Annotated in this window: 14 protein-coding genes, 1 tRNA gene and 1 rRNA gene; 4 read left to right on the forward strand and 12 right to left on the reverse strand. The window is 70.3% G+C overall.

Annotation, left to right across the window (positions count from 1 at the left end; all coding sequences use genetic code 11):
* The first annotated feature begins 53 nt into the window (after positions 1-53).
* The 3 genes from ABZ928_RS49770 (at position 54) to ABZ928_RS49780 (ending at position 6,781) form a co-directional block, all read left to right on the forward strand.
* Positions 54-4,955: an ATP-dependent helicase gene (locus ABZ928_RS49770; protein WP_361535740.1), complete on the forward strand. Its 4,902-nt coding sequence runs from the start codon at positions 54-56 to the stop codon at positions 4,953-4,955.
* A gap of 148 nt (positions 4,956-5,103) precedes the next feature.
* The gene (locus ABZ928_RS49775; protein WP_361535743.1) at positions 5,104-5,907 is read left to right on the forward strand and encodes a DNA-formamidopyrimidine glycosylase family protein; all 804 of its coding nucleotides are present in this window, start codon (positions 5,104-5,106) and stop codon (positions 5,905-5,907) included.
* Between the two features lie 112 nt (positions 5,908-6,019).
* The gene (locus tag ABZ928_RS49780) at positions 6,020-6,781 is read left to right on the forward strand and encodes an SDR family NAD(P)-dependent oxidoreductase (RefSeq protein ID WP_361535746.1); all 762 of its coding nucleotides are present in this window, start codon (positions 6,020-6,022) and stop codon (positions 6,779-6,781) included.
* Here the strand turns inward: ABZ928_RS49780 and ABZ928_RS49785 are convergent.
* The 9 genes from ABZ928_RS49785 to ABZ928_RS49825 form a co-directional block, all read right to left on the reverse strand.
* Complete coding sequence (locus ABZ928_RS49785) at positions 6,729-7,016, reverse strand: hypothetical protein (protein ID WP_361535749.1); 288 nt, start codon at positions 7,014-7,016, stop codon at positions 6,729-6,731. The two genes, ABZ928_RS49780 and ABZ928_RS49785, sit on opposite strands and share 53 nt — an antisense overlap.
* A gap of 186 nt (positions 7,017-7,202) precedes the next feature.
* Positions 7,203-7,583, reverse strand: a complete 381-nt coding sequence (locus tag ABZ928_RS49790; RefSeq protein WP_030044087.1) for a helix-turn-helix transcriptional regulator — start codon at positions 7,581-7,583, stop codon at positions 7,203-7,205.
* A gap of 109 nt (positions 7,584-7,692) precedes the next feature.
* Entirely contained in the window at positions 7,693-8,229 is a 537-nt protein-coding gene (locus tag ABZ928_RS49795) for a CinA family protein (RefSeq protein ID WP_361535752.1), read from the reverse strand.
* Entirely contained in the window at positions 8,226-8,957 is a 732-nt protein-coding gene (gene pgsA, locus ABZ928_RS49800) for a CDP-diacylglycerol--glycerol-3-phosphate 3-phosphatidyltransferase (protein WP_361535755.1), read from the reverse strand. Before pgsA ends, ABZ928_RS49795 begins: the two co-directional genes overlap by 4 nt.
* On the reverse strand, positions 8,954-10,450 hold the full coding sequence (gene rimO / locus ABZ928_RS49805; RefSeq protein WP_361535758.1) for a 30S ribosomal protein S12 methylthiotransferase RimO: 1,497 nt from the start codon (positions 10,448-10,450) through the stop codon (positions 8,954-8,956). The genes pgsA and rimO overlap by 4 nt, the downstream gene beginning before the upstream one ends.
* A gap of 97 nt (positions 10,451-10,547) precedes the next feature.
* Entirely contained in the window at positions 10,548-11,387 is an 840-nt protein-coding gene (locus ABZ928_RS49810) for a helix-turn-helix domain-containing protein (RefSeq protein WP_361535761.1), read from the reverse strand.
* Positions 11,388-11,667: 280 nt separating this feature from the next.
* Positions 11,668-14,385, reverse strand: coding sequence for a DNA translocase FtsK (locus ABZ928_RS49815; protein ID WP_361535764.1), 2,718 nt, complete (start codon positions 14,383-14,385; stop codon positions 11,668-11,670).
* Between the two features lie 124 nt (positions 14,386-14,509).
* The gene (locus tag ABZ928_RS49820) at positions 14,510-15,199 is read right to left on the reverse strand and encodes a response regulator (protein WP_361535767.1); all 690 of its coding nucleotides are present in this window, start codon (positions 15,197-15,199) and stop codon (positions 14,510-14,512) included.
* Between the two features lie 274 nt (positions 15,200-15,473).
* Complete coding sequence (locus tag ABZ928_RS49825) at positions 15,474-20,942, reverse strand: HAMP domain-containing protein (RefSeq protein ID WP_361535770.1); 5,469 nt, start codon at positions 20,940-20,942, stop codon at positions 15,474-15,476.
* A 378-nt stretch (positions 20,943-21,320) separates the two neighbouring features.
* Here ABZ928_RS49825 and ABZ928_RS49830 point away from each other — a divergent pair, with 378 nt between their 5' ends.
* Positions 21,321-24,071, forward strand: a complete 2,751-nt coding sequence (locus tag ABZ928_RS49830; RefSeq protein WP_361535773.1) for a SpoIIE family protein phosphatase — start codon at positions 21,321-21,323, stop codon at positions 24,069-24,071.
* A gap of 55 nt (positions 24,072-24,126) precedes the next feature.
* Here the strand turns inward: ABZ928_RS49830 and ABZ928_RS49835 are convergent.
* The 3 genes from ABZ928_RS49835 to rrf form a co-directional block, all read right to left on the reverse strand.
* Positions 24,127-24,202, reverse strand: a tRNA-Thr gene (locus ABZ928_RS49835).
* A 73-nt stretch (positions 24,203-24,275) separates the two neighbouring features.
* Positions 24,276-24,938: a DegT/DnrJ/EryC1/StrS family aminotransferase gene (locus ABZ928_RS49840; RefSeq protein WP_361535786.1), complete on the reverse strand. Its 663-nt coding sequence runs from the start codon at positions 24,936-24,938 to the stop codon at positions 24,276-24,278.
* A gap of 114 nt (positions 24,939-25,052) precedes the next feature.
* Positions 25,053-25,146 (reverse strand): 5S ribosomal RNA (gene rrf / locus ABZ928_RS49845); the annotation flags it as partial.

Here is a 25,146-nt window from a genome sequence, read left to right on the forward strand (position 1 = left end):
CACGGAAACCCAAGGTCAGAGCCATTGTCAGTACCCGGGTGCAGGATGGACGCATGGTCAGCCAAGCACACCGAGCCCTGGACGGCTTCTCCCCCGCGACCCGCGGCTGGTTCACGGGGGCCTTCGACGCGCCCACCGCGGCCCAGGCAGGCGCGTGGAAGGCCATCGGCGAGGGCTCGGACGTCCTGGTGGTCGCCCCCACCGGCTCCGGCAAGACGCTGGCCGCCTTCCTCGCCGCCCTGGACCAGCTGGCCTCCACACCCCCGCCCGCGGACCCCAGGAAGCGCTGCCGGGTCCTCTACGTCTCCCCCCTCAAGGCCCTCGCGGTGGACGTGGAGCGCAACCTCCGCAGCCCCCTCACCGGCATCCGCCAGGAATCCGTCCGCCTGGGCCTCCCCGAGCCCGAGGTCAAGGTCGGCATCCGCTCCGGCGACACCCCCGCGGCCGAGCGCCGCGCCCTGGCCACCCGCCCCCCGGACATCCTGATCACCACCCCGGAGTCCCTGTTCCTGATGCTGACGTCGGCGACCCGGGACGCGCTGACCGGCATCGAGACCGTCATCCTCGACGAGGTGCACGCCGTCGCGAGCACCAAGCGCGGCGCCCACCTGGCACTCACCCTGGAGCGCCTCGACGAACTCCTCCCCAGGCCGGCCCGCCGCATCGGCCTCTCCGCGACGGTCCGCCCGGTCGACGAGGTGGCCCGCTACCTCTCCCCCCGCCGCAAGGTGGAGATCGTCCAGCCGAAGTCCGGCAAGGAGTTCGACCTCTCCGTAGTGGTCCCGGTCGAAGACCTGGGCGAACTGGGCGGCTCCCCGGTCGCCGACGGCTCCGAAGGCAAGGAACGCTCCTCGATCTGGCCGCACGTCGAGGAACGCATCACCGACCTGGTCCAGGCCCACCGCTCCACCATCGTCTTCGCCAACTCCCGCCGCCTCGCGGAACGCCTCTGCAACCGCCTCAACGAGATCGCCTACGAGCGGGCCACCGGCGAACCCCTGGACGAACACCACGCCCCCGCCGAACTCATGGGCGGCTCCGGCGCGGCCCAGGGCGCACCCCCGGTCATCGCCCGAGCCCACCACGGCTCGGTCTCCAAGGAACAACGCGCCCTGGTCGAAGAGGACCTCAAGGCAGGCCGTCTCCCCGCGGTGGTGGCGACGTCCAGCCTCGAACTGGGCATCGACATGGGCACGGTAGACCTCGTGGTCCAGGTCGAGTCACCCCCCTCCGTGGCCTCCGGCCTCCAACGCGTGGGCCGCGCGGGACACCAGGTAGGCGCGGTCTCCACGGGCGTGGTCTTCCCGAAGTACCGAGGCGACCTGGTCCAGTCGGCGGTCGTCACCGAGCGGATGCGCACCGGCTCGATCGAGTCCCTCAAGATCCCCGCCAACCCCCTGGACGTCCTGGCCCAACAAGTGGTGGCCATGACGGCGATGGACACCTGGCAGCTCGACGACCTCCTCGCCACGGTCCGCCGAGCGGCCCCCTTCGCATCCCTCCCCGAGTCCGCCTTCACCGCCGTCCTCGACATGCTCGCGGGCCGCTACCCGTCCGACGCCTTCGCCGAGCTGCGCCCCCGCGTGGTCTGGGACCGCGTCGCCGGCACGATCACCGGCCGCCCCGGCGCCCAGCGCCTCGCGGTCACCTCCGGCGGCACGATCCCGGACCGCGGCCTCTTCGGCGTCTTCCTGGCGGGCGCGGACCCCAAGAAGGGCGGCGGCCGGGTCGGCGAGCTCGACGAGGAGATGGTCTACGAGTCCCGGGTGGGCGACGTCTTCACGCTCGGCACCAGTTCCTGGCGCATCGAGGACATCACCCGCGACCGCGTCCTGGTCTCCCCCGCGCCCGGCGTCCCGGGCCGGCTCCCCTTCTGGAAGGGCGACCAACTGGGCCGCCCCCTAGAACTCGGCCGCGCGGTGGGCGCGTTCCTCCGCGAGGTCGGCTCACTCCCCAAGGACAAGGCCCGCCCCCGCCTCCTCGCGGCGGGCCTGGACACCTGGGCGGCCGACAACGTCCTGTCCTACCTGGACGAACAACGCGAGGCCTGCGGCCACATCCCCGACGACCGCACCATCGTCGTCGAACGCTTCCGCGACGAACTCGGTGACTGGCGCGTCGTCGTCCACTCCCCCTTCGGCGCCCAGGTCCACGCCCCGTGGGCCCTGGCCCTCGGCGCCAAGCTCTCCGAGCGCTACGGCATGGACGCCCAGGTCATGCACGCCGACGACGGAATCGTGCTCCGCCTGCCGGACGCCGACCTGATGGGCCTGGACCTCCTCGACCAGGAACCCGCCAAGCTCGGCACGGAGTACGACGCGGACCAGGCCCCGGTGGGCGCCACGGACGTCGTCTTCGACAAGGGCGAGGTCGACCAGATCGTCACCGACCAGGTAGGCGGCTCGGCCCTGTTCGCCTCCCGCTTCCGCGAATGCGCGGCACGCGCGCTGCTGCTCCCCCGCCGCAACCCGGGCAAGCGCACCCCGCTGTGGCAGCAGCGCCAGCGTGCCGCCCAACTGCTCCAGGTGGCCAGCGAGTTCGGCTCGTTCCCGATCGTCCTGGAGGCCGTCCGCGAATGCCTCCAGGACGTCTTCGACGTCCCCGGCCTCGTCGAGCTGATGGGCGACCTGGAGTCCCGCAAGGTCCGCCTGGTCGAGGTCACCACCCCCGAACCATCCCCGTTCGCGCGCTCCCTCCTCTTCGGATACGTCGCCCAGTTCCTGTACGAGGGCGACTCACCGCTCGCCGAACGCCGCGCGGCGGCCCTGTCCCTCGACTCCCGCCTCCTCGCCGAACTGCTCGGCCAGGCGGAGCTGCGCGAACTGCTCGACGCGGAGGTCCTGACCGAGCTGGAGCGCGAGCTCCAGTGGCTCACCGAGGACCGCCGGATCAAGGACGCGGAAGGCGTCGCGGACCTCCTGCGCCTCCTCGGCCCGCTCACGGACACGGAGTTGACCGAGCGGGGGGCGGAGCCGCAGTGGGCCCAGGAACTCGCCCGGGCCCGGCGCGCCATCAAAGTCCGCATCGCCGGCACCGACTTCTGGGCGGCGATCGAGGACGCGGGCCGCCTGCGCGACGCTCTCGGTACCGCACTCCCCGTCGGCGTACCGGAAGCCTTCACCGAACCGGTCAAGGACCCCCTCGGAGACCTCCTCGCGCGCTACGCCCGCACCCACGGCCCGTTCACCTCGGCGACCGCGGCCGCCCGGTTCGGCCTCGGCGTGGCGGTCACAGAGGGCGCGCTGCAGCGCCTCGCCGCGAACGGCCGTGTCGTACAAGGAGAGTTCCACCCCGCGGGCATCGGCCAGGAGTGGTGCGACGCCGCCGTACTGCGCCGACTGCGACGCCGCTCTCTCGCGGCCCTCCGCCACGAACTGGAGCCGGTCTCCCCGCCCGCCCTCGCCCAGTTCCTCCCCCAGTGGCAGCACATCGGCAAGGGCCACGGGCTGCGCGGCATCGACGGACTGGTGCGCGCCGTGGAGCAGTTGCAGGGCGCGTCCGTACCGGCCTCCGCCCTGGAGAAGCTGGTCCTGCCGTCCCGAGTCGCCGACTACACCCCCGCGATGCTGGACGAACTCACCTCCGCCGGCGAACTGGTGTGGGCCGGAGCGGGCTCACTCCCCGGCAAGGACGGCTGGCTCTCCCTCTACATGGCCGACGCGGCCCCCCTGCTCCTCCCACCCCCACACCCCTTGGAGCTGACGGCACTCCACGAGTCCGTCCTGACCGCCCTCTCCGGCGGCTACGGCCTCTTCTTCCGCCAGATCGCCGACCAGGTCCGCGCGACCACCCACCCCGACGCCACCGACCCCCAACTCGCCGACACCATCTGGGACCTGGCCTGGTCCGGCCGCCTCACCAACGACACCCTCACCCCCATGCGCTCCCTGCTGGGCTCAGGCCGCACCGCCGGCTCCACCGCCCACCGCGCCAAGCGCACGGTCCCCCGAGGCCGCTACGGCTCCCTCACCGCGGCCGCCCGCCCCGCCTCCCGCACCGGCCCCCCGACCGTCGCCGGCCGCTGGTCCCTGCTCCCCGACCGCGAACCCGACCCCACCCTCCGCGCCCACGCCCTGGCCCGCACCCTCCTCGACCGCCATGGAGTGGTGACCCGGGGCGCGGTCTCCGCGGAGGGCGTCGAGGGCGGGTTCTCAGCGACGTACCGCATCCTCTCCGCCTTCGAGGAGACCGGCCAGGCCCGCCGCGGCTACGTCGTGGAAGGCCTCGGCGCCGCCCAGTTCGCCATGGACGGCGCGGTGGACCGCCTCCGCGCGGTATCCAACGCCCGCGAACGCGGAGACACCACACCGGTACCGGGCAACGGCTTCGCCATCCCGGGAGCACAGGACGGATTCGAGCCCCCCAACGGCATCCCCCTCGCCGGAGCACAGGACGCCTTCGACACGGCCCCCGCCGACGACCTCGACTTCGACTGGCTGGACGAGCCCTCACACTCCCCCGGCGACTACATCTCCCCCCGCGACCTGGCCACACCGGCTACCGGCGCCCCGTACACCCCAGCCCACCGCCCCACCCCCCACCGCACCCCGACCCGCACCCCCGACACCCGAGCCGTGGTCCTGGCCGCAGCCGACCCGGCCAACGCATACGGCGCCGCCCTCCCCTGGCCCGACCCCCCGACCGGCGCCGCCCACAAAGCGGGCCGCAAGGCAGGCTCCCTGGTCGTCCTGGTCGACGGCGAACTGACGCTCTACATGGAACGAGGCGGCAAAACCCTCCTGGCCTGGCCGGAGGACCCCGACGCCAAGCCCACCGACGACCCACGCCTGGGAACAGCCGCCGAAGCCCTGGCCGCAGCCGCCCGAGCAGGCTCCCTGGGCACAGTCACCGTGGAACGCATCAACGGCACCTCAGCCTTGACCTCCCCCATAGGCACCCTCCTGGAAGGAGCAGGCTTCATCGCCACCCCACGCGGCCTGCGCCTACGAGCCTGACGGCCACCTGGCCCCACCCAGGGGCGCGGGGAACTGCGCGACAAGCCACACACAATCCGCACCCGCCACACCACAGCGGCCCCCACCCCTTCAGGCACCCGACCACCACGCCAAGCCACCCGCCCCCACCCCATGCCACCCTGAACCCATGCCCGAAGGAGACACCGTCTGGCAAGCCGCAACCCGCCTCCACACCGCCCTCGCCGGCAAGCCACTCACCCGCAGCGACCTCCGCGTCCCCAAATACGCCACGGCCGACCTGACGGGCCGCACCGTCCTGGACGTCACCCCCCGCGGCAAACACCTCCTGACCCGCATCGAAGGCGGCCTGACCCTCCACTCGCACCTGAAGATGGACGGCTCCTGGAAGGTGTACGCCAACGACCAGCGCTGGACCGGCGGCCCCGCCCACCAGATCCGCGCGATCCTGGGCACCGCCGACCGCACGGCCGTCGGCTACCGCCTCCCCGTCCTGGAACTCCTCCGCACCACCGACGAACACCGAGTCGTGGGCCACCTCGGCCCCGACCTCCTGGGCCCCGGCTGGAACCCGGACCTGGCCCTGGCCAACCTCCTCAAAGACCCCACCCGCCCCCTGGGCGAGGCCCTCCTGGACCAGCGCAACCTCGCCGGCATCGGCAATGTGTACAAGAGCGAACTCTGCTTCCTGCTGGGCGTGACCCCTTGGCTCCCCGTCGGCGCCCTCCCCGAGGCCCGCGCCGCCCAGCTGCCGGTCCTCGCGAAGAAGCTCCTGGAGGCCAACCGCGAGCGCCCGATCCGCACCACCACGGGCCGCCGGGGCCAGGACCTGTTCGTCTACGGCCGCGCCCGCCACCCCTGCCTCCGCTGCCGCACCCCGATCCGCGCCGCCAACCAGGGCGACGGCTCCCGCGATCGCCCCACCTACTGGTGCCCGTCATGCCAGACAGGCCCGACCCCCACCCAGCCATGAGCCCCGCCCCGGCCGCCCAACACCGCCCAGCACCGCCCACCGCTCAACTCCCCGAAACCCCACCCCGTACAACTAATTGACGCTCCGTCAGAAACCCTCGTACCGTCCCCCCATGACCGTCAGCGCGTACGACCTGACCGGACGCACCGCATTCGTCACCGGCGCCGCCGGCGGTATCGGCCGCGCCTCCGCCGTCCTGCTCGCCGAAGCCGGCGCGACCGTGCACTGCGCGGACCGCGACGCGCGGGGGCTGCACGAGACGGAGACCCTGATCAAGGACGCGGGCGGCACGGCCCGCGCCCACCACCTCGACGTGACGGACCGCGGGCAGCTCCATCAGGCCGTCACCTCCTGCGAACGCCTGGACGTGATGGCCGCGATCGCGGGGATCATGCACAGCAGCCCGGTGCTGGAGACGCGGGACGAGGACCTCGACCGCGTCCTGAACGTCAACTTCAAGGGAGTCCTGTACGCCTGCCAGGAGGCGGCCGGCCTCATGCTGAAGCAGCGGACCAGGGGCAGCATCATCACCATGGCCTCCGGCGCCGTGGACACCGGCGGCCCCGGCCTGCTCTGCTACGGCGCGGCGAAGGCGGCCGTGGTCCAGCTGACGAAGACCCTGGCGACCGAGGTCGGCCCGCACGGCATCCGCGTCAACGCCGTCGCCCCGGGCTGGATCCGCACCCCCATGACCGACCGCCACGGCGAGTCCCAGGAGCGCACGGAGGCGCTGATGGCCCGGATGTCCCCGCTGGGCCGAGTGGGCGAGCCGGAGGACGTCGCCCACACCGTGCTCTACCTGGCCTCCGACGCCGCGTCCTTCACGACGGGCCAGATCCTGCGTCCGAACGGCGGAGTGGCGATGCCGTGGTGACCGCGGGCACCGCGCTGCCCCGCCAGGCGGCCCGCCACCGCCCCGCGGCAAGTGCCCCGGCCGCCCGCGTCCTCGGCACACAGTGCACCGGCAGCAGGCTCAGCCCCCACCCCCCGGCGGCGACCGCCCCCTCCAGCACCCCGGCACCAGGGGCGAACGCCAGCCGCAGCACGGCCCACCACCACAGCGCCCCCAGCCCGAGCGCCGCCCCCCACCGCACTATCGGTCGCGCCATGAACCCCACCTCCAGCGGCCACCCTGGGCGACGTCACTCCACGATGCACGAAAGCCCCGGCCGACGCCTCTCCGGATGATCCGGAGAGGCCCGGCCGGGGCCTCGCACACTTTCTCGCCTCACACGCTTGTCGACGCGCCCTCAGCCGAGGCACGAGCGCGTCTCAAGCGCAAACACCGGCGACGCTCAAGCGGCGACGACGTCCACCGCTTCCGCGGGCGCCTTGATGGTCACCCGTTCCGGTGGCACACCGGCCACCGAGACGGAACCCAGCATCGGACGTACCGGCGTGGGCACGGGCTCGCTGGGGGTGGCCGCAGCGGACTGGGCCAGCTCGGCGAGGGCGAGCTCGTCGCTCACTTCCCGCATCAGTTCGGACATCCGTACGTCCAGCGCGTCGCAGATGGCGGAGAGCAGCTCGGAGGATGCCTCCTTCTGCCCCCGCTCCACCTCGGAGAGATAGCCGAGTGAGACTCGGGCGGACGAGGAGACTTCGCGCAGAGTACGGCCCTGGCGCTGGCGCTGCCGACGCAGCACGTCACCCAGCAGGCGACGGAGCAGAATCATCGGTGGCTCCCTCCTCGGACCGCGTAGCCGCATCCTTCACGCCCCACCGTACCGCCTCGCGCCGCGGCCGTGCGGGGAGCGATGTCGTGTTCACTCAGGGCTGCAAACATCAAAACCCCCCGTTCCGTTCCGTATCCTGTGCCCGCTCATTCCCGGTCTGTTCGCCCGCAAGCTCCTGAAGGAGCAGTGCGAGTACGCTCCGTACACTCTCCATACGAATTTCCGCCCGGTCGCCGTTCAACCGCAGTGACGACACTTTCTCGCCACCTGGAAGCTCGGAATCAGGTCCCGCGACCGCCACATAGACCGTGCCGACGGGCTTTCCGTCCTGTTCCTCCGGCCCTGCGACGCCCGTGGTCGCGATGCCCCAGGCGGCTCCGAGCGCCTTGCGCACTCCGGCCGCCATCTGGGCCGCGACCTGCGGGTCCACCGCTCCGCGCTCGGCCAGCAGGGTGGCGTCGACACCGAGCAGTTCATGCTTGAGCTCGGTGGCGTAGGCGGTCACCGAGCCCCGGAACGCCTTGGACGCGCCGGGGGCGGCTGTGATTTCCGCCGCAACCAGTCCACCGGTCAGCGACTCGGCGACCGCGAGCGTCTCCGCCCTCACCGTGAGTAGTCGCACCACCTCGGTGGCCGGGGAATTCACGCTTCCGTCTCCTCCAACGCCGCCTCGCGCTCGGCGATTCCCTGCCGGCGCAGCACAATGGCCTGTCTCACATAGTCGAGGCCGGTCGCCACGGTCAGGGCGACCGCCACAGCCATCGCCCAGAACCGCGCGGTGGCCAGCCACCCCGTCAGCGCCAGGATGTACATGCCGACCGCGATGCCCTGGGTGAGCGTCTTCAGCTTGCCGCCGCGGCTCGCCGGGATGACGCCGTACCGGATGACGATGAAACGCAGGAGTGTGATCCCGAGTTCCCGGCCGAGGATCACACCGGTCACCCACCACGGCAGATCGCCGAGCGAGGACAGACAGATGAGCGCCGCCCCCATGATCGCCTTGTCGGCGATGGGGTCGGCGATCTTCCCGAAGTCGGTGACGAGGTTGTAGGTGCGGGCCAGATGACCGTCGAAGAGGTCGGTGATCATCGCGATGGCGAAGGCCGCCCAGGCGAACGCGCGCCACGCGGGGTCGTATCCGCCGTCGGCCAGCATCAGCGCGACGAAGCCCGGCACGAGCAGCAGCCGGACCATGGTCAGGATGTTGGCGATGTTCCAGAGGCTGGCCTGGTTGACGGCGGCGGCGGCGATCTTCGCGCGCCCCGCGCCCTTCGCGCCGCCCTGGGCACCGGAGTCGGCTCCGGACGCACCCGCCGCACCGGCCGCTCCCGCCTTGGAGGGGCCACCCGCGGCGGATGCCGGTACTCCGGTCATCTGCCCGCCTCCTCACTACACGCGAGCGAGCCCGCCAGCGGCTCGGCCACCAGGTCGACACCCTCGGTGCCGACCACCTTCGCCTCGACCATACGACCGACGCTCAGACCTTCGCCGCTCGTGAGCAGCACCTGGCCGTCCGTCTCGGGCGCCTGGTGCGCACCGCGCCCGTACACGCCGTCCTCGTCCACGGACTCCACCAGCACGTGCACGGTCTCGCCCACGCGCTCCTCGGCCCGCTGCGAGACGAGCTCCTCGGCCAGCCGGGAGACACGTGCCAGGCGCTCGGCGACGACGTCCTCGTCGAGCTTGTTGTCGTACGTCGCCGCTTCCGTGCCCTCCTCGTCGGAGTAGCCGAAGACACCGATGGCGTCCAGCCGCGCGCCGTTCAGGAACCGCTCCAGCTCCGCCAGGTCGTCCTCGGTCTCGCCCGGGAAGCCGACGATGAAGTTGGAGCGCACACCGGCCTGCGGGGCCTTGCCGCGGATGGTGTCGAGCAGCTCCAGGAAGCGGTCGGTGTCGCCGAAGCGGCGCATCGCGCGCAGCACGCCGGGGGCGGAGTGCTGGAAGGAGAGGTCGAAGTAGGGCATGACCTTGGGCGTCGAGGTCAGGACGTCGATCAGCCCGGGCCGCATCTCGGCGGGCTGGAGGTAGCTGACCCGCACCCGCTCCAGGCCGTCGACCTCGGCGAGCTCGGGCAGCAGCGACTCCAGGAGGCGGATGTCGCCCAGGTCCTTGCCGTACGACGTGTTGTTCTCGGAGACCAGCATGATCTCCTTGACGCCCTGCTCGGCCAGCCAGCGCGTCTCGTTGAGGACGTCCGAGGGGCGGCGCGAGATGAAGGAGCCGCGGAAGGACGGGATGGCGCAGAAGGTGCAGCGCCGGTCGCAGCCGGAGGCGAGCTTCACCGAGGCGACCGGGGAGCCGTCGAGGCGGCGGCGCAGGGGCGCACGGGGGCCCGAGGCCGGGGCGAGCCCGTCCGGGAGGTCCGCGGGCGCGGTCTCGGCGGCTTCCTCGGCCGAGCCGTGCCCCGGCAGCGCGACGGCCGCCGCGGAGTCCTGGCGCTCGGCGGGGCTGATCGGCAGCAGCTTGCGCCGGTCGCGCGGGGTGTGGGCGGCGTGGATGCCGCCGCTCAGGATGGTCTGGAGGCGGTCGGAGATGTCGGCGTAGTCGTCGAAGCCGAGCACGCCGTCCGCCTCGGGCAGGGCCTCGGCGAGGTCCTTGCCGTACCGCTCGGCCATGCAGCCCACCGCCACGACGGCCTGGGTTCTGCCGTGCCCCTTGAGATCGTTGGCCTCCAGGAGGGCGTCGACGGAGTCCTTCTTGGCGGCGTCGACGAAGCCGCACGTGTTGACGACGGCGACGTCCGCGTCCGCGGCGTCCTCCACGAGGTCCCAGCCGTCCGCCTCCAAGCGGCCTGCGAGCTCCTCCGAGTCCACCTCGTTACGGGCGCAGCCAAGAGTGACGAGTGCGACGGTACGGCGTTCAGGCATGGGCTCAAGACTACTTTGTCCCACCGACAACGAACGTCGACGGGGTTGGTGAAGATCACCAACCCCGTCGGGACACGCTCTCGGCCCTTGCCCCGGCTCAGCCGACGGTCGGGTCGCCCTTCGTGTACGTCAGGCGCTCCACGGCTCCGGGCTGCCAGTCGTCGTCGATCTTCTTGCCGTTCACATACAGCTGGATCGCCCCGGCGTCACCAAGGACCAGGTTGATCTTCTCGCTGTCCTGGAAGGTCTTGGACTCGCCCTGCTTGAGCAGCCCGTCGAACAGCAGCCGGCCGTTGTGGTCCTTGGCGGAGATCCAGCTGCGGCCGTCGGGGGCGGTGACCTGGACGGTCACCTTGTCCTGCGGGGCGGCCGCGATGGCGCTGTCTGAGGGGTCCGGCTTCGGCGACTCGGGCTTCTCGCTCTTGGGGGTCGGCGAGGAGGACTTGCTGGTGGAGGGCGTGGCGCCCTCGGCGACCTGCGCCTTGCCGCCCTCGTCGTCGCCCTTGAAGGCGGTGAATCCGACGAAGCCGATCACGGCGACGATCGCGGCGACCATGGCCGCGGTCCAGTTGGGCCCGCGACGCTCGGGGCGGATGCGTTCCGCTTCGAACAGCGGGGCCGCCGGGGTCGGCGCCGGGCGCCCGCCGCCATGGTCGGCGGCGAACTGATCCAGGAGCGGAGCCGGGTCAAGGCCGACGGCCTTGGCCAGGGTCCGGATGTGCCCACGGGCATAGACGTCCCCGCCACAAGGAGCGAAGTCGTCCGCCTCGATGGCATGCACGATGGCGATACGGACCCGGGTGGCATTGCTTACGTCGTCGACGGTCAGCCCGGCCGCGATACGCGCCTGCTGGAGGGCACGGCCGATCGAGGGGCGGACATCCTCACGGTCGTCTTCGAACGGACGCTCGTCTTCAGGGGAGTTGCCGATGGACACGGGGGCGCCTTTCGAGCGTTTGAGCCACCTGTGCTGAGGGTTCAGTCTAGGGGGGGTGCGAAAGGGTGGGGCAACCGGGCGGTGGGACTTTGTACGCCATCGGTATGGCCGGACACGCCGATGGTGGGGCAGCAGCATTTCGCTTCCCTCAACTTGACGTACGCCGAAGGGAAACGGTTGCTCAATGATCCCTTACGGGTGAGTCACGATCGAACACCCGCCAACGGCCCACCCGCCCGCAAGGTGACCACTGCGCCCCGTTTCCGGAGGTGACGTCCCCTTAAGCCTCCCCGCGGATCACCGCGAGCACGCCATCCAGCTCATCAGCCTTCACAAGAACGTCACGAGCCTTGGATCCCTCGCTCGGCCCGACGATCCCCCGCGACTCCATCAGATCCATCAGGCGCCCCGCCTTGGCGAACCCGACCCGCAGCTTGCGCTGGAGCATCGACGTCGATCCGAACTGTGTGGAGACGACCAGCTCGGCCGCCTGGCACAGCAGGTCCAGGTCGTCGCCGATCTCCTCGTCGATCTCCTTCTTCTGCTTCGTCCCCACCACGACGTCGTCCCGGAAGACCGGCGCCATCTGGTCCTTGCAGTGCTGGACGACCGCCGCGACCTCGTCCTCGGTCACGAAGGCGCCCTGCATACGGGTGGGCTTGTTCTGGCCCATCGGCAGATACAGCCCGTCACCCTTGCCGATCAGCTTCTCGGCACCCGGCTGGTCGAGGATGACCCGCGAGTCGGCGAGCGAGGAGGTGGCGAAGGCGAGCCGCGAGGGCACGTTCGCCTTGATCAGACCGGTGACGACGTCGACCGAGGGCCGCTGGGTGGCGAGCACCAGGTGGATGCCGGCCGCGCGCGCGAGCTGCGTGATGCGCACGATCGAGTCCTCGACGTCCCGCGGCGCGACCATCATCAGGTCGGCGAGCTCGTCGACGATGACCAGCAGATACGGGTAGGTCTTCAGCTCCCGCTCGCTGCCCTCCGGCGTCTTGAGCTTGCCCTCGCGGATGGCCTCGTTGAAGTCGTCGATGTGCCGGTACCCGAACGCCGCCAGGTCGTCGTAGCGAAGGTCCATCTCCCGTACGACCCACTGGAGCGCCTCGGCGGCCCGCTTCGGGTTGGTGATGATCGGGGTGATCAGGTGCGGGATGCCCTCGTAGGCGGTCAGCTCGACCCGCTTGGGGTCGACGAGGACCATCCGGACGTCCTCGGGAGTCGCGCGGACCATGATTGACGTGATCAAGCAGTTAATGCACGACGACTTACCGGAACCGGTGGCTCCGGCGACGAGCACGTGCGGCATCTTCGCCAGGTTGGCCATCACATAGCCGCCCTCGACGTCCTTGCCGAGGGCGACCAGCATCGGATGGTCGTCCTCGGCGGCCGCCGCGAGCCGCAGCACGTCACCGAGGTTGACCATCTCGCGGTCGGTGTTCGGGATCTCGATGCCGACCGCGGACTTGCCGGGGATCGGGCTGATGATCCGCACGTCCGGGCTGGCGACGGCGTACGCGATGTTCTTCGCCAGCGCGGTGATCCGCTCGACCTTCACGGCGGGGCCGAGCTCGACCTCGTAGCGCGTGACCGTCGGCCCGCGCGTGAAGCCGGTGACGGCCGCGTCGACCTTGAACTCCCTGAAGACGTTCGTCAGCGAGGCGACGACGGCGTCGTTGGCGGCGCTGCGCGCCTTGCCGGGGCCGCCGCGCTCCAGGAGATCGAGCGAGGGCAGGGAGTAGGTGATGTCGCCGGACAGCTGGAGCTGCTCCGCGCGGGGCGGCAGTTCGTTCGGGGCCTCGGGCGCGGGCTTGGTGAGGTCGGCGACCTCGACCTTGAGCTTCTCCTGCCTGGGCCGCGCCGCCGGGGCCGGCACGGGCGTCGGCACCGGCGTCGGCGTGGTGTCCTCACGGTCCCCGACGCTGACTCCCTGGGTGAGGTCGGCGACGATCGGCGACGGCGGCAGCCCGTGCATCACGGCACCGTCGAGCGCGGCGGCGGCCGCGGCGGCGACGTCCAGGGCGTCCATGGGACGGTCCAGGTCGGGCTGGGGCACCGCGGAGCGCCGGGGCCGCCCGCGACGCCGCGAGAGGGCCTCCTGCTCGGCACTGTCGGGGTCGTAGGCCTCGGGCGCCGGGCCGCGCTTGCGGCTGCCCGCGGGCAGCGCCTCGCGCCACTGCTCGTCGTAGCGCTCGTCGTCGCCCGAGAACTCCTCGAACTCGTCCTCGGCCGGATCGTGCACCACCCCGAGCCGTACGCCGAGCTCCCGCAGCCTGCGCGGGACGGCGTTGACCGGCGTGGCCGTCACGACCAGCAGCCCGAAGACGGTGAGCAGCACGAGCAGCGGTACGGCGAGAACCTCCCCCATGGTGTACGTCAGCGGCGTCGCCGCACCCCAGCCGATGAGCCCGCCGGCGTCCCTTATGGCCTGCATGCCGTCGCTCCGCGCGGGCGCGCCGCACGCGATGTGGACCTGGCCGAGCACCCCGATGACGAGCGCCGACAGGCCGATCACGATCCGGCCGTTGGCGTCCGGCTTCTCGGGGTGCCGGATGAACCGTACGGCGATGACCGCGAGCAGTATCGGCACGAGCAGGTCGAGACGCCCGAAGGCGCCGGTCACCAGCATCTCGACGAGGTCGCCGACGGGACCGCGCAGGTTCGACCAGGTGCCGGCCGCGCAGATCAGGGCGAGGCCGAGCAGCAGCAGCGCGACGCCGTCCTTGCGGTGCGCCGGGTCGAGGTTCTTCGCGCCGTTCCCTATGCCGCGGAACACGGCGCCCACGGCGTGCGCGAGGCCCAGCCAGACGGCGCGTACGAGCTTGTAGATGCCGCCGGTCGGGTTCGGCGCCGGCTTGGGGGCCGGCGCGGTCTTCTTCGCGGCGGCTTTCTTGGCGGGCGCCTTCTTCGCCGGAGGCTTCTTCGCAGCGGCCTTCTTCGCCGGAGCCGCCGCCTTCTTCACGGGCTGCTTCTTGGCAGCGGAGGGACGTGAGGCCATAGAGGTGAGGTTACCGGGGGAGACGACAACGGACACGTGTGCCCAGTGCTTCACCCGTTCGTGTCGCCCTTGCGGGGGCGCGGAACTGACACGCACTCATGCGCAACTGGGCCGCGCACGGGCCTCAGTTCTGCGAGGGCACCGAAGACGTGGTCCCGGCGCCCGGCTCCAGCGCGTCCAGCGCCCGCCGCAGCCCGGTGAGTTTGCGTTCGAGATGAGCCGCCGTGGCCACGGCCGCCGCGTCCGCCGACTCGTCGTCAAGCTGCTTGGACAGCGCCTCCGCCTGCTCCTCGACCGCCGCGAGCCGCGCCGACAGTTCGGCCAGCAGCCCCGCGGGTTCCTTCGCCTCGCCGGGCAGGGCCTTCCCGCCGCCGGCGCCGCCCTCCAACTGGAGCCGCAGCAGCGCCGCCTGCTCCCTCAGCTGGCAGTTCTTCATGTACAGCTCGACGAAGACCGAGACCTTCGCGCGCAGCACCCACGGGTCGAAGGGCTTGGAGATGTAGTCAACCGCACCCGCCGCGTACCCGCGGAAGGTGTGGTGCGGACCGTGGTTGATCGCGGTGAGGAAGATGATCGGGATGTCCCGGGTGCGCTCGCGCCGCTTGATGTGGGCGGCGGTCTCGAAACCGTCCATGCCCGGCATCTGGACGTCCAGCAGAATGACCGCGAAGTCGTCCGTGAGCAGTGCTTTGAGCGCTTCCTCCCCGGACGATGCCCGCACCAGTGTCTGATCGAGCGCGGAGAGGATGGCCTCCAGCGCCAGCAGATTCTCCGGCCGGTCATCGACCAGGAGGATCTTGGCCTTCTGCACCATGGCCCGCCCTCCTCGCCCCGGATGTGCACCGGGCGCCGCCCCTGGGGACGACTCCGTTTCGCCGCCCGTCCTTGTGCCGGTCATGGTAGCCGCACCCCGCCCGTCGCCACACCCTGTCACCGCGATGTCACTGTGCACGTAGCAGAAACGTAGCGGGAGACCAGAAGGTTCCCCGAATCCCGTACTTCTACACGGCGTCGAGCACACTGAGTCAGCAACTCCGCGTGAACGCCGGAGGTTCTCGCAGCATCCACGCGAAGCCCGCGCTTTCTGGTCACGCCTCCCGCATCCACTGCTGCATCACCGACAGCAGATGATCGGGATCGACCGGCTTGGTGACGTAGTCGGACGCACCCGACTCGATCGCCTTCTCCCGGTCGCCCTTCATCGCCTTCGCGGTCAGCGCGATGATCGGCAGCCCCGCGAACTGCGGCATCCTGCGGATCGCCGTGGTCGTCGCGTAACCGTCCATCTCCGGCATCATGATGTCCATCAGCACGACCGTCACATCGTCGTGCTGCTCCAGCACCTCGATGCCCTCGCGGCCGTTCTCGGCGTACAGCACCGAGAGCCCGTGCTGCTCCAGGACGCTGGTCAGCGCGAAGACGTTGCGGATGTCGTCGTCGACGATCAGCACCTTCTCACCGCCGAACCGGATGCCCTGGGGCCCCTGCGGCGCCGCGTTCTGCTGCCCGGCCGACCACTGGTCCAGCGAGATGGGCCCCCGGTCGATCTCGGGCAGGGCCCGGCGGCGGCGCCTGAAGAGCGCGGCGGCGCCGTTCTGCGTCTCCTGGTACGACCTCACCTCGGCCGGCGTCTCGACCTCCACCTCGGCCAGCCCGTTGCTCTCCGAGGCGAGCAGCTCCCCGGCCTCCAGGGCGGGCATGGGCTGCTGGTAGCCCTGCGGCGGCAGTTCGCTGGGGTGCAGCGGCAAATAGAGCGTGAACGTCGAGCCACGCCCCGGCTCGCTCTGCGCGTGGATCTCACCGCCGAGCAGCTGCGCGATCTCCCGCGAGATGGAGAGCCCGAGGCCCGTACCGCCGTACTTGCGGCTCGTCGTGCCGTCGGCCTGCTTGAACGCCTCGAAGATCACCCGCATCTTGCTGGCCGCGATCCCGATGCCCGTGTCGGTCACGGAGAACGCGATCAGGTCGGCGTCCGGATCCCGCAGCGAACCGGTCTCCAGCAACTGCTCCCGGATCTGCATCGGCACATCCGCTCCGGCGGGCCGGATCACCAGCTCCACCGACCCGGAGTCGGTGAACTTCACCGCGTTGGACAGCAGGTTGCGCAGCACCTGGAGCAGCCGCTGTTCGTCGGTGTGCAGCGTGGCCGGCAGCTCCGGCGAGACGCGTACGGACAGGTCGAGGCCCTTCTCCGCGGTCAGCGGCCGGAAGGTGGCCTCCACATAGTCCACGAGCTGCACGAGCGCGATGCGCGTCGGCGAGACGTCCATCTTGCCCGCCTCGACCTTCGAGAGGTCCAGGATGTCGTTGATCAGCTGGAGCAGATCGGAACCGGCGCCATGGATGGTCTCCGCGAACTCGACCTGCTTCGGCGTGAGGTTGGCGTCCGCGTTGTCGGCGAGCAACTTGGCCAGGATCAGCAGCGAGTTGAGCGGCGTACGCAGCTCGTGCGACATGTTGGCGAGGAACTCGCTCTTGTAGCGCATCGACACCGCGAGCTGCTCGGCACGCTCCTCCAGGACCTGCCGCGCCTCCTCGATCTCGGTGTTCTTGACCTCGATGTCGCGGTTCTGCTGGGCCAGCAGCTCGGCCTTCTCCTCCAGTTCGGCGTTGGACGACTGGAGGGCCTTCTGCCGGTTCTCCAACTCCGCGGACCGCTCCCGCAGTTGCTCGGTCAGCTCCTGCGACTGCCGCAGCAGCACCTCGGTCTTGGTGTTGACGGAGATGGTGTTGACACTGGTCGCGATCATCTCGGCGATCTGGTTGAGGAAGTCCTTCTGGATCTGCGTGAAGGGGGTGAAGGAGGCCAACTCGATGACACCCAGCACCTTGCCCTCGAACAGCACGGGAAGGACGATCACCTGCGCGGGCGGAGCCTCGCCCAGCCCCGAGGAGATCTTCAGATACCCGCTCGGCGCGTTCTCCACCAGAATCGTGCGCTTCTCCTGAGCCGCCGTCCCGATCAGCGCTTCCCCCGGCCTGAACGACGTCGGCATGGAGCCCATCGAATAGCCGTACGACCCCAGCATCCGCAGTTCGTACGAATCCTCCTGGTCGCCGCTCGCGTCCTTGCCGTCGACGAGCGGCATCGCCAGGAAGAACGCGCCGTGCTGCGCCGACACCACCGGCGTCAGCTCGCTCATGATCAGCGAGGCCACGTCCGCGAGGTCGCGGCGGCCCTGCATCAGCGCGGAGATACGGGCCAGGTTGCCCTTGAGCCAGTCCTGCTCCTTGTTGGCGATCGTGGTGTCGCGCAGGTTGGCGATCATCTTGTTGATGTAGTCCTGGAGTTCCTGGATCTCCCCGGACGCATCCACGTCGATCTTCAGGTTCAGGTCACCACGGGTCACCGCGGTCGCCACGCGCGCGATGGCACGCACCTGCCGGGTCAGGTTCCCGGCCATCTCGTTCACGGACTCGGTGAGGTCCCGCCAGGTGCCGTCGACGTCACGCACGCGTGCCTGGCCGCCGAGCTGTCCCTCGGTGCCCACCTCGCGGGCGACTCGGGTGACCTCCTCGGCGAAGGACGACAGCTGGTCGACCATCGTGTTGATGGTCGTCTTCAGCTCCAGGATCTCGCCGCGCGCGTCGATGTCGATCTTCTTCGTCAGGTCACCCTTGGCGATGGCCGTGGTCACCATGGCGATGTTCCGCACCTGACCGGTCAGGTTGGACGCCATCTGGTTCACGGACTCGGTGAGGTCCTTCCACGTACCGGCCACACCGGGCACGCGCGCCTGTCCGCCGAGGATGCCGTCCGTACCCACCTCACGGGCCACCTTGGTGACCTGGTCGGCGAACGAACTCAGCGTCTTCACCATGGTGTTGAAGGTGTCGGCGAGCTGCGCGACCTCACCGCGCGCCTCGATCGTCACCGTCCGCGTCAGGTCGCCGTTGGCGACGGCGGACGCCACCTGGGAGATGTTCCGCACCTGCATGGTCAGGTTGTTGGCCATCAGGTTCACGTTGTCGCTGAGGTCCTTCCAGATGCCGACAACGCCCGGCACATGGGCCTGGCCGCCCAGGATGCCCTCGGTGCCCACCTCGCGGGCCACGCGGGTCACCTGCTCGGCGAAGGACGACAGCTGGTCGACCATCGTGTTGACGGTGCTGACGAGTTCGAGGATCTCGCCCTTCGCGTCGACGGTGATCTTCTTCGACAGATCGCCCTTGGCGACCGCGGTCGTGACCTCGGCGATGTTGCGCACCTGAATGGTCAGGTTGTTCGCCATGAAGTTCACGGACTGCGTGAGGTCCTTCCAGGTGCCGGAGACCCCCTGCACCTCGGCCTGGCCACCGAGGATGCCCTCGGTGCCCACCTCGCGCGCCACGCGCGTGACCTCTTCGGCGAAGGACGACAGCTGGTCGACCATCGTGTTCAGGGTGTTCTTCAGCTCCTGGATCTCGCCGCGCGCGTCCACGGTGATCTTCTGGGACAGGTCACCCCGGGCCACCGCGGTGGCCACCTGGGCGATGTTCCGCACCTGGCCGGTCAGGTTGGACGCCATGCCGTTCACGGAGTCCGTCAGGTCCCGCCACACACCGGCGACACCGGGCACCTGCGCCTGACCGCCCAGCCGACCCTCCGTACCCACTTCCCGCGCCACCCGGGTCACCTGGTCGGCGAAGGCGGAGAGCTGGTCGACCATCGTGTTGATGGTGTTCTTCAGCTCCAGGATCTCGCCGCGCGCGTCGACGTCGATCTTCTGGGACAGGTCACCCCGGGCCACCGCCGTCGTCACCTGGGCGATCTGCCGCACCTGCGAGGTGAGGTTGCCACCCATGAAGTTGACGGAGTCCGTGAGCTCCTTCCACGTCCCGGAAACCCCCGGCACGACGGCCTGACCGCCCAGACGGCCCTCGGTGCCCACGTCACGGGCCATCCGCGTCACCTGGTCCGCGAAGGCCGACAGCTGGTCCACCATCGTGTTCACGGTGTTCTTCAGCTGAAGCATCTCGCCGGACACATCGACGGTGACCTTCTGCGACAGGTCGCCATTGGCCACCGCCGTCGTCACCTGGGCAATGTTCCTCACCTGTCCGGTGAGGTTCCGGAACGCCGTGTTGACGGAGTCGGTGAGGTCCTTCCAGGTACCGGCCGCGCCGGACACCTGCGCCTGCCCGCCCAGCTCACCCTCGACACCGACCTCACGCGCCACACGCGTCACCTCGGCACCGAACGCCGACAGCTGGTCCACCATCCCGTTGACGGTGTTCTTCAGCTCCAGCATCTCGCCGGCCACGTCGACGGTGACCTTCTGCGACAGGTCACCATTGGCCACCGCCGTCGTCACCTGGGCGATGTCCCGCACCTGAATGGTCAGGTTCCGGAAGACCGTGTTGACCGAGTCCGTCAGGTCCTTCCACGTCCCCGCCGCACCCGGCACATTCGCCTGCCCGCCGAGCTGCCCCTCGGCACCGACCTCGTTGGCCACGCGCGTGACCTCGTCCGCGAAGATCCGCAGCGTCTCGGTCATCTGGTTGATCGTGTCCGCGAGCTGAGCGACCTCGCCCCGCGCCGACACGGTCACCTTCTGCGACAGATCACCACTGGCGACCGCGGTCGTCACCTGCGCGATCCCGCGCACCTGGGCCGTCAGATTGCCGGCCATCAGGTTCACCGAATCGGTGAGGTCCTTCCACACACCCGCCACACCGGGCACCTGCGCCTGACCGCCCAGCTCACCCTCGACGCCCACCTCGCGCGCGACGCGGGTCACCTCGGAGGAGAAGGACGACAGCTGGTCCACCATCGTGTTGACGGTGTTCTTCAGTTCGAGCATCTCGCCGGCCACGTGAACCGTGACCTTCCGGGACAAGTCACCCTTCGCCACAGCGGTGGTGACGAGCGCGATGTCCCGCACCTGCGCCGTCAGCCGATACGCCATCGTGTTGACGGAATCCGTCAGGTCCTTCCAAGAACCGGACATACCGCGCACCTTGGCCTGCCCGCCCAGCTTGCCCTCGGTGCCCACCTCACTGGCCACACGCGTGACCTCGTCGGTGAACGTCGACAGCTGGTCGACCAGGTTGTTGACGGTCCGCCCGACCTTGAGGAACTCCCCTCGCAGCGGATGCCCGGCCCCGTCCGGCGACTGTGTCCGCAGCTCCATACGCGGCGACAGATCACCCTCCGCGACCGCCGACAGCACCCGACCGACTTCCGAGACAGGGCGTACGAGATCGTCGACCAGGGCGTTGGAAGCGTCGATGGCGGTCAGCCACGACCCCTCACAGGCGCCGATTTCCAGCCGTTCCGTGAGCTTGCCCTCACGGCCCACCATCCGCCGCACCCGCGACAACTCGCCCGTCAGATGCAGATTCCGGTCCGCGACCTCGTTGTACACAGCGGCGATCTCGGACAACACGCCGTCGCCGGACACCGTGAGCCGCTTCCGGAAATTCCCGTCACGCATCGACACGAGAGCCGCCAGCAGCCGGTTCAGAGCGGCCGTGTCCACCGCGGTGGTCCCACCGCGCGGTTTGCGCTGGTTGTTCAGGGACTGTCCGCCTTTCGCGCGCGTCTTAGTGCCCCGCGTCGCTGCGCCAGACTCCACTGTGTCCCTCCCGCAGGGGTCGACCGTTACTGCTGTGCTCCGGTACTACTGTTCGACGTACCAGTTAATGCTGCGCGTTTCTGCCGGATATACCAGGCCGCACCTCGGGCTGCTGCCCGCACTGCGCAGACCACACTCAGCCTGCCCGGACCTTCACAAGAAGCTTGCCCAGTGTTTCACCCTGGCTGAACCAGGCCATAACAGTTCGGCAGCTTCGCACATCGTCCGCACACCCTCCGGACGGAAACACTGGTGACCGGCATCCGCATGGACGGGGAAGGTAAGTAACCTTGCATGCGGCTGTCCAGCCGCGCCGGTCCGTCCGGCCTTGGGCGGTGGCACGAGAACGAGCGGGCATCGGAGGGGCGGCCGCACAACATGACCACCGGACTGATCCCTGGGGGACATCCCCCGGACCGCCGGCCGACGGACGGCCTGCCGCACCAGCGGCACGAGCCGGTCGGCGGCGCAGCCCTGCACGTCGACAACCGGTCGAGGAGTTCTGTGATCACCGCGCGCGCGGCCGCCAGCTTCGAGCCCGTCGGGCGCTCGGTCGCGAGCGCCCGCTCCTTCGTCCGTGACACGCTCCAGGGCTGGGGCTTCGCGGACATCGTCGACGACGCCGTGGTCCTCACCAGCGAACTGGTGACCAACGCCGTCGTGCACGCGGGCACCACGGCCGACGTCCTGTGCCTGCGCACCGAGGAAGGCGTACGGATCGAGGTCGCCGACCGCTACCCCGAGCGCGAGGTCCCCCTCCAGGGCTCCCTCGCCACCATGGGCAGCCCCGACCGCGAGGGCGGCCGCGGCCTCCAGCTGTGCGCGGCCCTGGCCGGCCGCTGGGGCGTCGAGTACACCCCCACGCACAAGCAGGTCTGGTTCCAACTCGCCCTCCCCGAACGCCCGGTGGGCACCCGCACCGCCGGCCCCTCCCTTCCGGCGGACCTCCTCCCCCTCGCCGACGGCCGCGTCCGCGTCGCCGTCGTCCAGATCGACCGTACGTCGGCCATCTCGGCCTGGAACGAGGACGCCGAGGAACTCTTCGGCTACCCGGCCGAACTGGTCACCGGCAAGCCCCTGACCGACCTCGCGGCCTGGCCGCACACCCCGGGCACCAGCACCGGCATCGCCGAGGCCCTCCAACTCTCACGCTGGGAGGGCAGTTACGGCATCCGCGACACCAACGGCCGCGTGATCCCGGTGTACGCCTCCCACCTCCGCGTCCGCGACACCGGCGGCGAGCCCTCCACGGTCTGTCTCCTGGTCCGCGACCACGAACGCGCGGTCCTCCAGACCCCGTTGCGCATGCCCGCCTCCGACTCCTCCCCCACCTCCGACGGCCAGGGCGCCGACCCCTTCGAGGTGTTCATCGGCTCCCCGGCCCCGGACGACCTCGACGGCCTCCTCCAGCGCACGGTGGAACGCGCGCGCGACATGCTCGACGGCGACTCGGCCTTCCTCCTCCTCGCGACCGACGACGAGACCGAGTTGGAGGTCCGCGCCTCCACCGGCCTCCCCTCCGCCCGCCAGCGCTTCGCGCGCGTGCCCGTCGAAGCGGGCCCCGGCCGCTACGGCTCCGCCCGCATGCCGGCCGTCCACGACGACCTCTCGGCGGTCCCGGGCGCCGTCCCGCTCCTGAGCGGCACGGGCATGCGCTCGGTCGTCACGGTCCCCCTGAAGGTCGAGGGCCGCCTCACGGGCTCCCTCGGTGTCGCCGCGGAGGGCCCCGGCAGATACTCCAACGAAGAGGCCCTGCGCCTCCAATTCGCCGCCGACCGCATCGCGCTGGCCGTGGAATCCGCCCGCCTGGGCGAACTGGAACGCCTCCGCCGAGGCTCCCTCAGCTTCCTGGTCGAGGCCTCGGACCTGCTCGCCGGCACCCTGGACCGCGACCAGACCCTGGCCCTGATGGCCCAGATGACGGTCCCGACCCTCGCCACCTGGTGCGCGGTCTACACGATCGCCGACCAGGCCTCCGAGCCCTACCTGTCGTACGTCCTGCACGAGGACGAGGAACTCATCGACGGAATCAAGTCGTTGCTGGGCAAGGTCTCCCCGCCCGACCCGGTCCCCACCCCCGGAGCCCGCGTCTGGTCAGCCCCGGCCCAGGCGGCCCACCAGGCGGCCCTGCGCACCTCCATGCGCAGCCTGGGCCTCGGCGAACCCATCGGCCGCATCAGCGCGGGCATCGGCCCGACCCTGGCCACGGCCTCGGCGGTGGGCGGCGAGACGGTCGTCCTCCCCCTGGTCGCCCGCAACCGCGTCATCGGCATGCTCACCCTGGGCAAGCCGACGGACGAACACTTCCGCCAGGAAATCCTGGAACTGGCCGAGGACTTGAGCCGACGGGCCGCCCTGGCCCTGGACAACGCCCGCCTCTACTCCGAGCGCACCGCCATCAGCCAGTCCCTCCAGCGCAGCCTCCTGCCCCCGGAACTCCCGGAGATCGACGGCGTCGAGGTCGAGGTCATCTACCGCGCGGCCGGCGAGGGCAACGAGGTGGGCGGCGACTTCTACGACGTCTTCCCGATCCGCGACGGCGCCTACGGCTTCGCCATCGGCGACGTCTGCGGCACCGGCCCCAACGCGGCGGCGGTGACAGGCCTGGCCCGCCACGCGCTCCGCCTGCTCGCCAGAGAGGGCCTCAGCGGCCCGGCGGTCCTGGAGCGCCTCAACTCCGCGATCCTCGACGAGGGAGCCCGCAGCCGCTTCCTGACCCTCCTCTACGGCGAGATGCGCCCCCAGGAGGACGGCAGCGCCGAACTGAAGGTGGTCTGCGCCGGCCACCCCCTCCCCCTCCGCCTCCGCCAGGACGGCACCGTCGAACCGGCCGCCGAACCCCAACCCCTCCTCGGCGTCATAGAGGACCTGGAGCTGTACGAGCAGACGGTCACCCTGGACCCGGGCGACGTCCTCCTCTGCGTCACCGACGGCGTCACCGAACGCCGCGAGGGCACCCGCATGTTGGGCGACGACGGCCTCACTGACGTCCTGACGACCTGCACCGGCCTGACAGCGGGAGCGGTGGCGGCCCGCATCATGCGCGCGGTGGAGCGCTTCGCCTCGGACGCCCCCTCCGACGACATGGCGATCCTCGCCATGCGCGTCCCGGGCCTCCACAAGGACTGAGAAACACGGAGAGAGCACGAAAAAGGCCCCGCCCGATTGGGCGGGGTCTTTTGGCTGGAGCCCCCTAACGGAATCGAACCGTTGACCTTCTCCTTACCATGGAGACGCTCTGCCGACTGAGCTAAGGGGGCCTGTCGCCTTTTCAGGTTTCCCTGCGGCAACGGAATAGATCATAGCCCGAACAGACCCGTGCTTCCAAACCGATCAGACGGCAGTACGAAGCAGTCCACCCAGCCCATTGCACACGGACACAATCCGTTGCATGTCCCGCTTCGTCAACGCGGCATCGACCGGCAGCGCCAGCGTCTCGTCCGCCGCCAGCTCGGTCTCCCGCAGGGAAACGCACCTCCGGTACTCGGGCAGCCGGTGCACAGGCGTCTTCACCGGCACCCGGCACTCAACTCCCCTGCTCCGCAAGGCACGCGCGAAGGCATCACGGTCGGGCCGCCCGTTCCCGGGCACCCGCACGACATACTGCTGATAGGTGTGCCCGTCACCGCCGTCGGGCGTACGCACACCCTTCAACTTCCCATCGAGGTAAGCCGCCCGCTCCCTGCGCTGCGCGACTTCGTCGTACGGCGCCTCCGACTCCCCCTGCTCCAGCACAAGCAGCCCATGGCGCTGCCCCAGAGCGTGCAGCGCCGCGATACCGGCCCGCCGCCCGAATCGATGGACGACGACCACGGCCGCGGTCCGCGCGGTCACGGCCGCCTCGACAGCAGACGCGTCGAGGCAGTAGCTCACCGGATCTATGTCGGCGAACACCGGAAGCGCACCGGCCAGGACGACAGCCTCGGCAACCTCGACGTTCCCGAACGCCGGCACCACGACCTCGTCACCGACTCCGACGCCGGCGGCCCTGAGCATTGCAGCAGTACCCATGCCTCGGATGGTGATTGCGCAACGTGAACTTCAAGTGACGCAGAACAAAAAAGGGTTGGACCCGGAACGGAAGTTCCGGGTCCAACCCTTTGAATAATAGTTCGGCGGCGTCCTACTCTCCCACAGGGTCCCCCCTGCAGTACCATCGGCGCTGTGAGGCTTAGCTTCCGGGTTCGGAATGTAACCGGGCGTT

It is taken from the genome of Streptomyces sp. NPDC046909 (genome assembly GCF_040644695.1).
Lineage (GTDB): Bacteria > Actinomycetota > Actinomycetes > Streptomycetales > Streptomycetaceae > Streptomyces.

Bases quoted from the DNA above. Each gene is read 5' to 3' on its own strand.
- ABZ928_RS49770 (WP_361535740.1), top strand. From the start codon at position 54: ATGGTCAGCCAAGCACACCGAGCCCTGGACGGCTTCTCCCCCGCGACC.
- ABZ928_RS49775 (WP_361535743.1), top strand. From the start codon at position 5,104: ATGCCCGAAGGAGACACCGTCTGGCAAGCCGCAACCCGCCTCCACACC.
- ABZ928_RS49780 (WP_361535746.1), top strand. From the start codon at position 6,020: ATGACCGTCAGCGCGTACGACCTGACCGGACGCACCGCATTCGTCACC.
- ABZ928_RS49785 (WP_361535749.1), bottom strand. From the start codon at position 7,016: ATGGCGCGACCGATAGTGCGGTGGGGGGCGGCGCTCGGGCTGGGGGCG.
- ABZ928_RS49790 (WP_030044087.1), bottom strand. From the start codon at position 7,583: ATGATTCTGCTCCGTCGCCTGCTGGGTGACGTGCTGCGTCGGCAGCGC.
- pgsA (WP_361535755.1), bottom strand. From the start codon at position 8,957: ATGACCGGAGTACCGGCATCCGCCGCGGGTGGCCCCTCCAAGGCGGGA.
- rimO (WP_361535758.1), bottom strand. From the start codon at position 10,450: ATGCCTGAACGCCGTACCGTCGCACTCGTCACTCTTGGCTGCGCCCGT.
- ABZ928_RS49815 (WP_361535764.1), bottom strand. From the start codon at position 14,385: ATGGCCTCACGTCCCTCCGCTGCCAAGAAGCAGCCCGTGAAGAAGGCG.
- ABZ928_RS49820 (WP_361535767.1), bottom strand. From the start codon at position 15,199: ATGGTGCAGAAGGCCAAGATCCTCCTGGTCGATGACCGGCCGGAGAAT.
- ABZ928_RS49830 (WP_361535773.1), top strand. From the start codon at position 21,321: ATGACCACCGGACTGATCCCTGGGGGACATCCCCCGGACCGCCGGCCG.
- ABZ928_RS49840 (WP_361535786.1), bottom strand. From the start codon at position 24,938: ATGCTCAGGGCCGCCGGCGTCGGAGTCGGTGACGAGGTCGTGGTGCCG.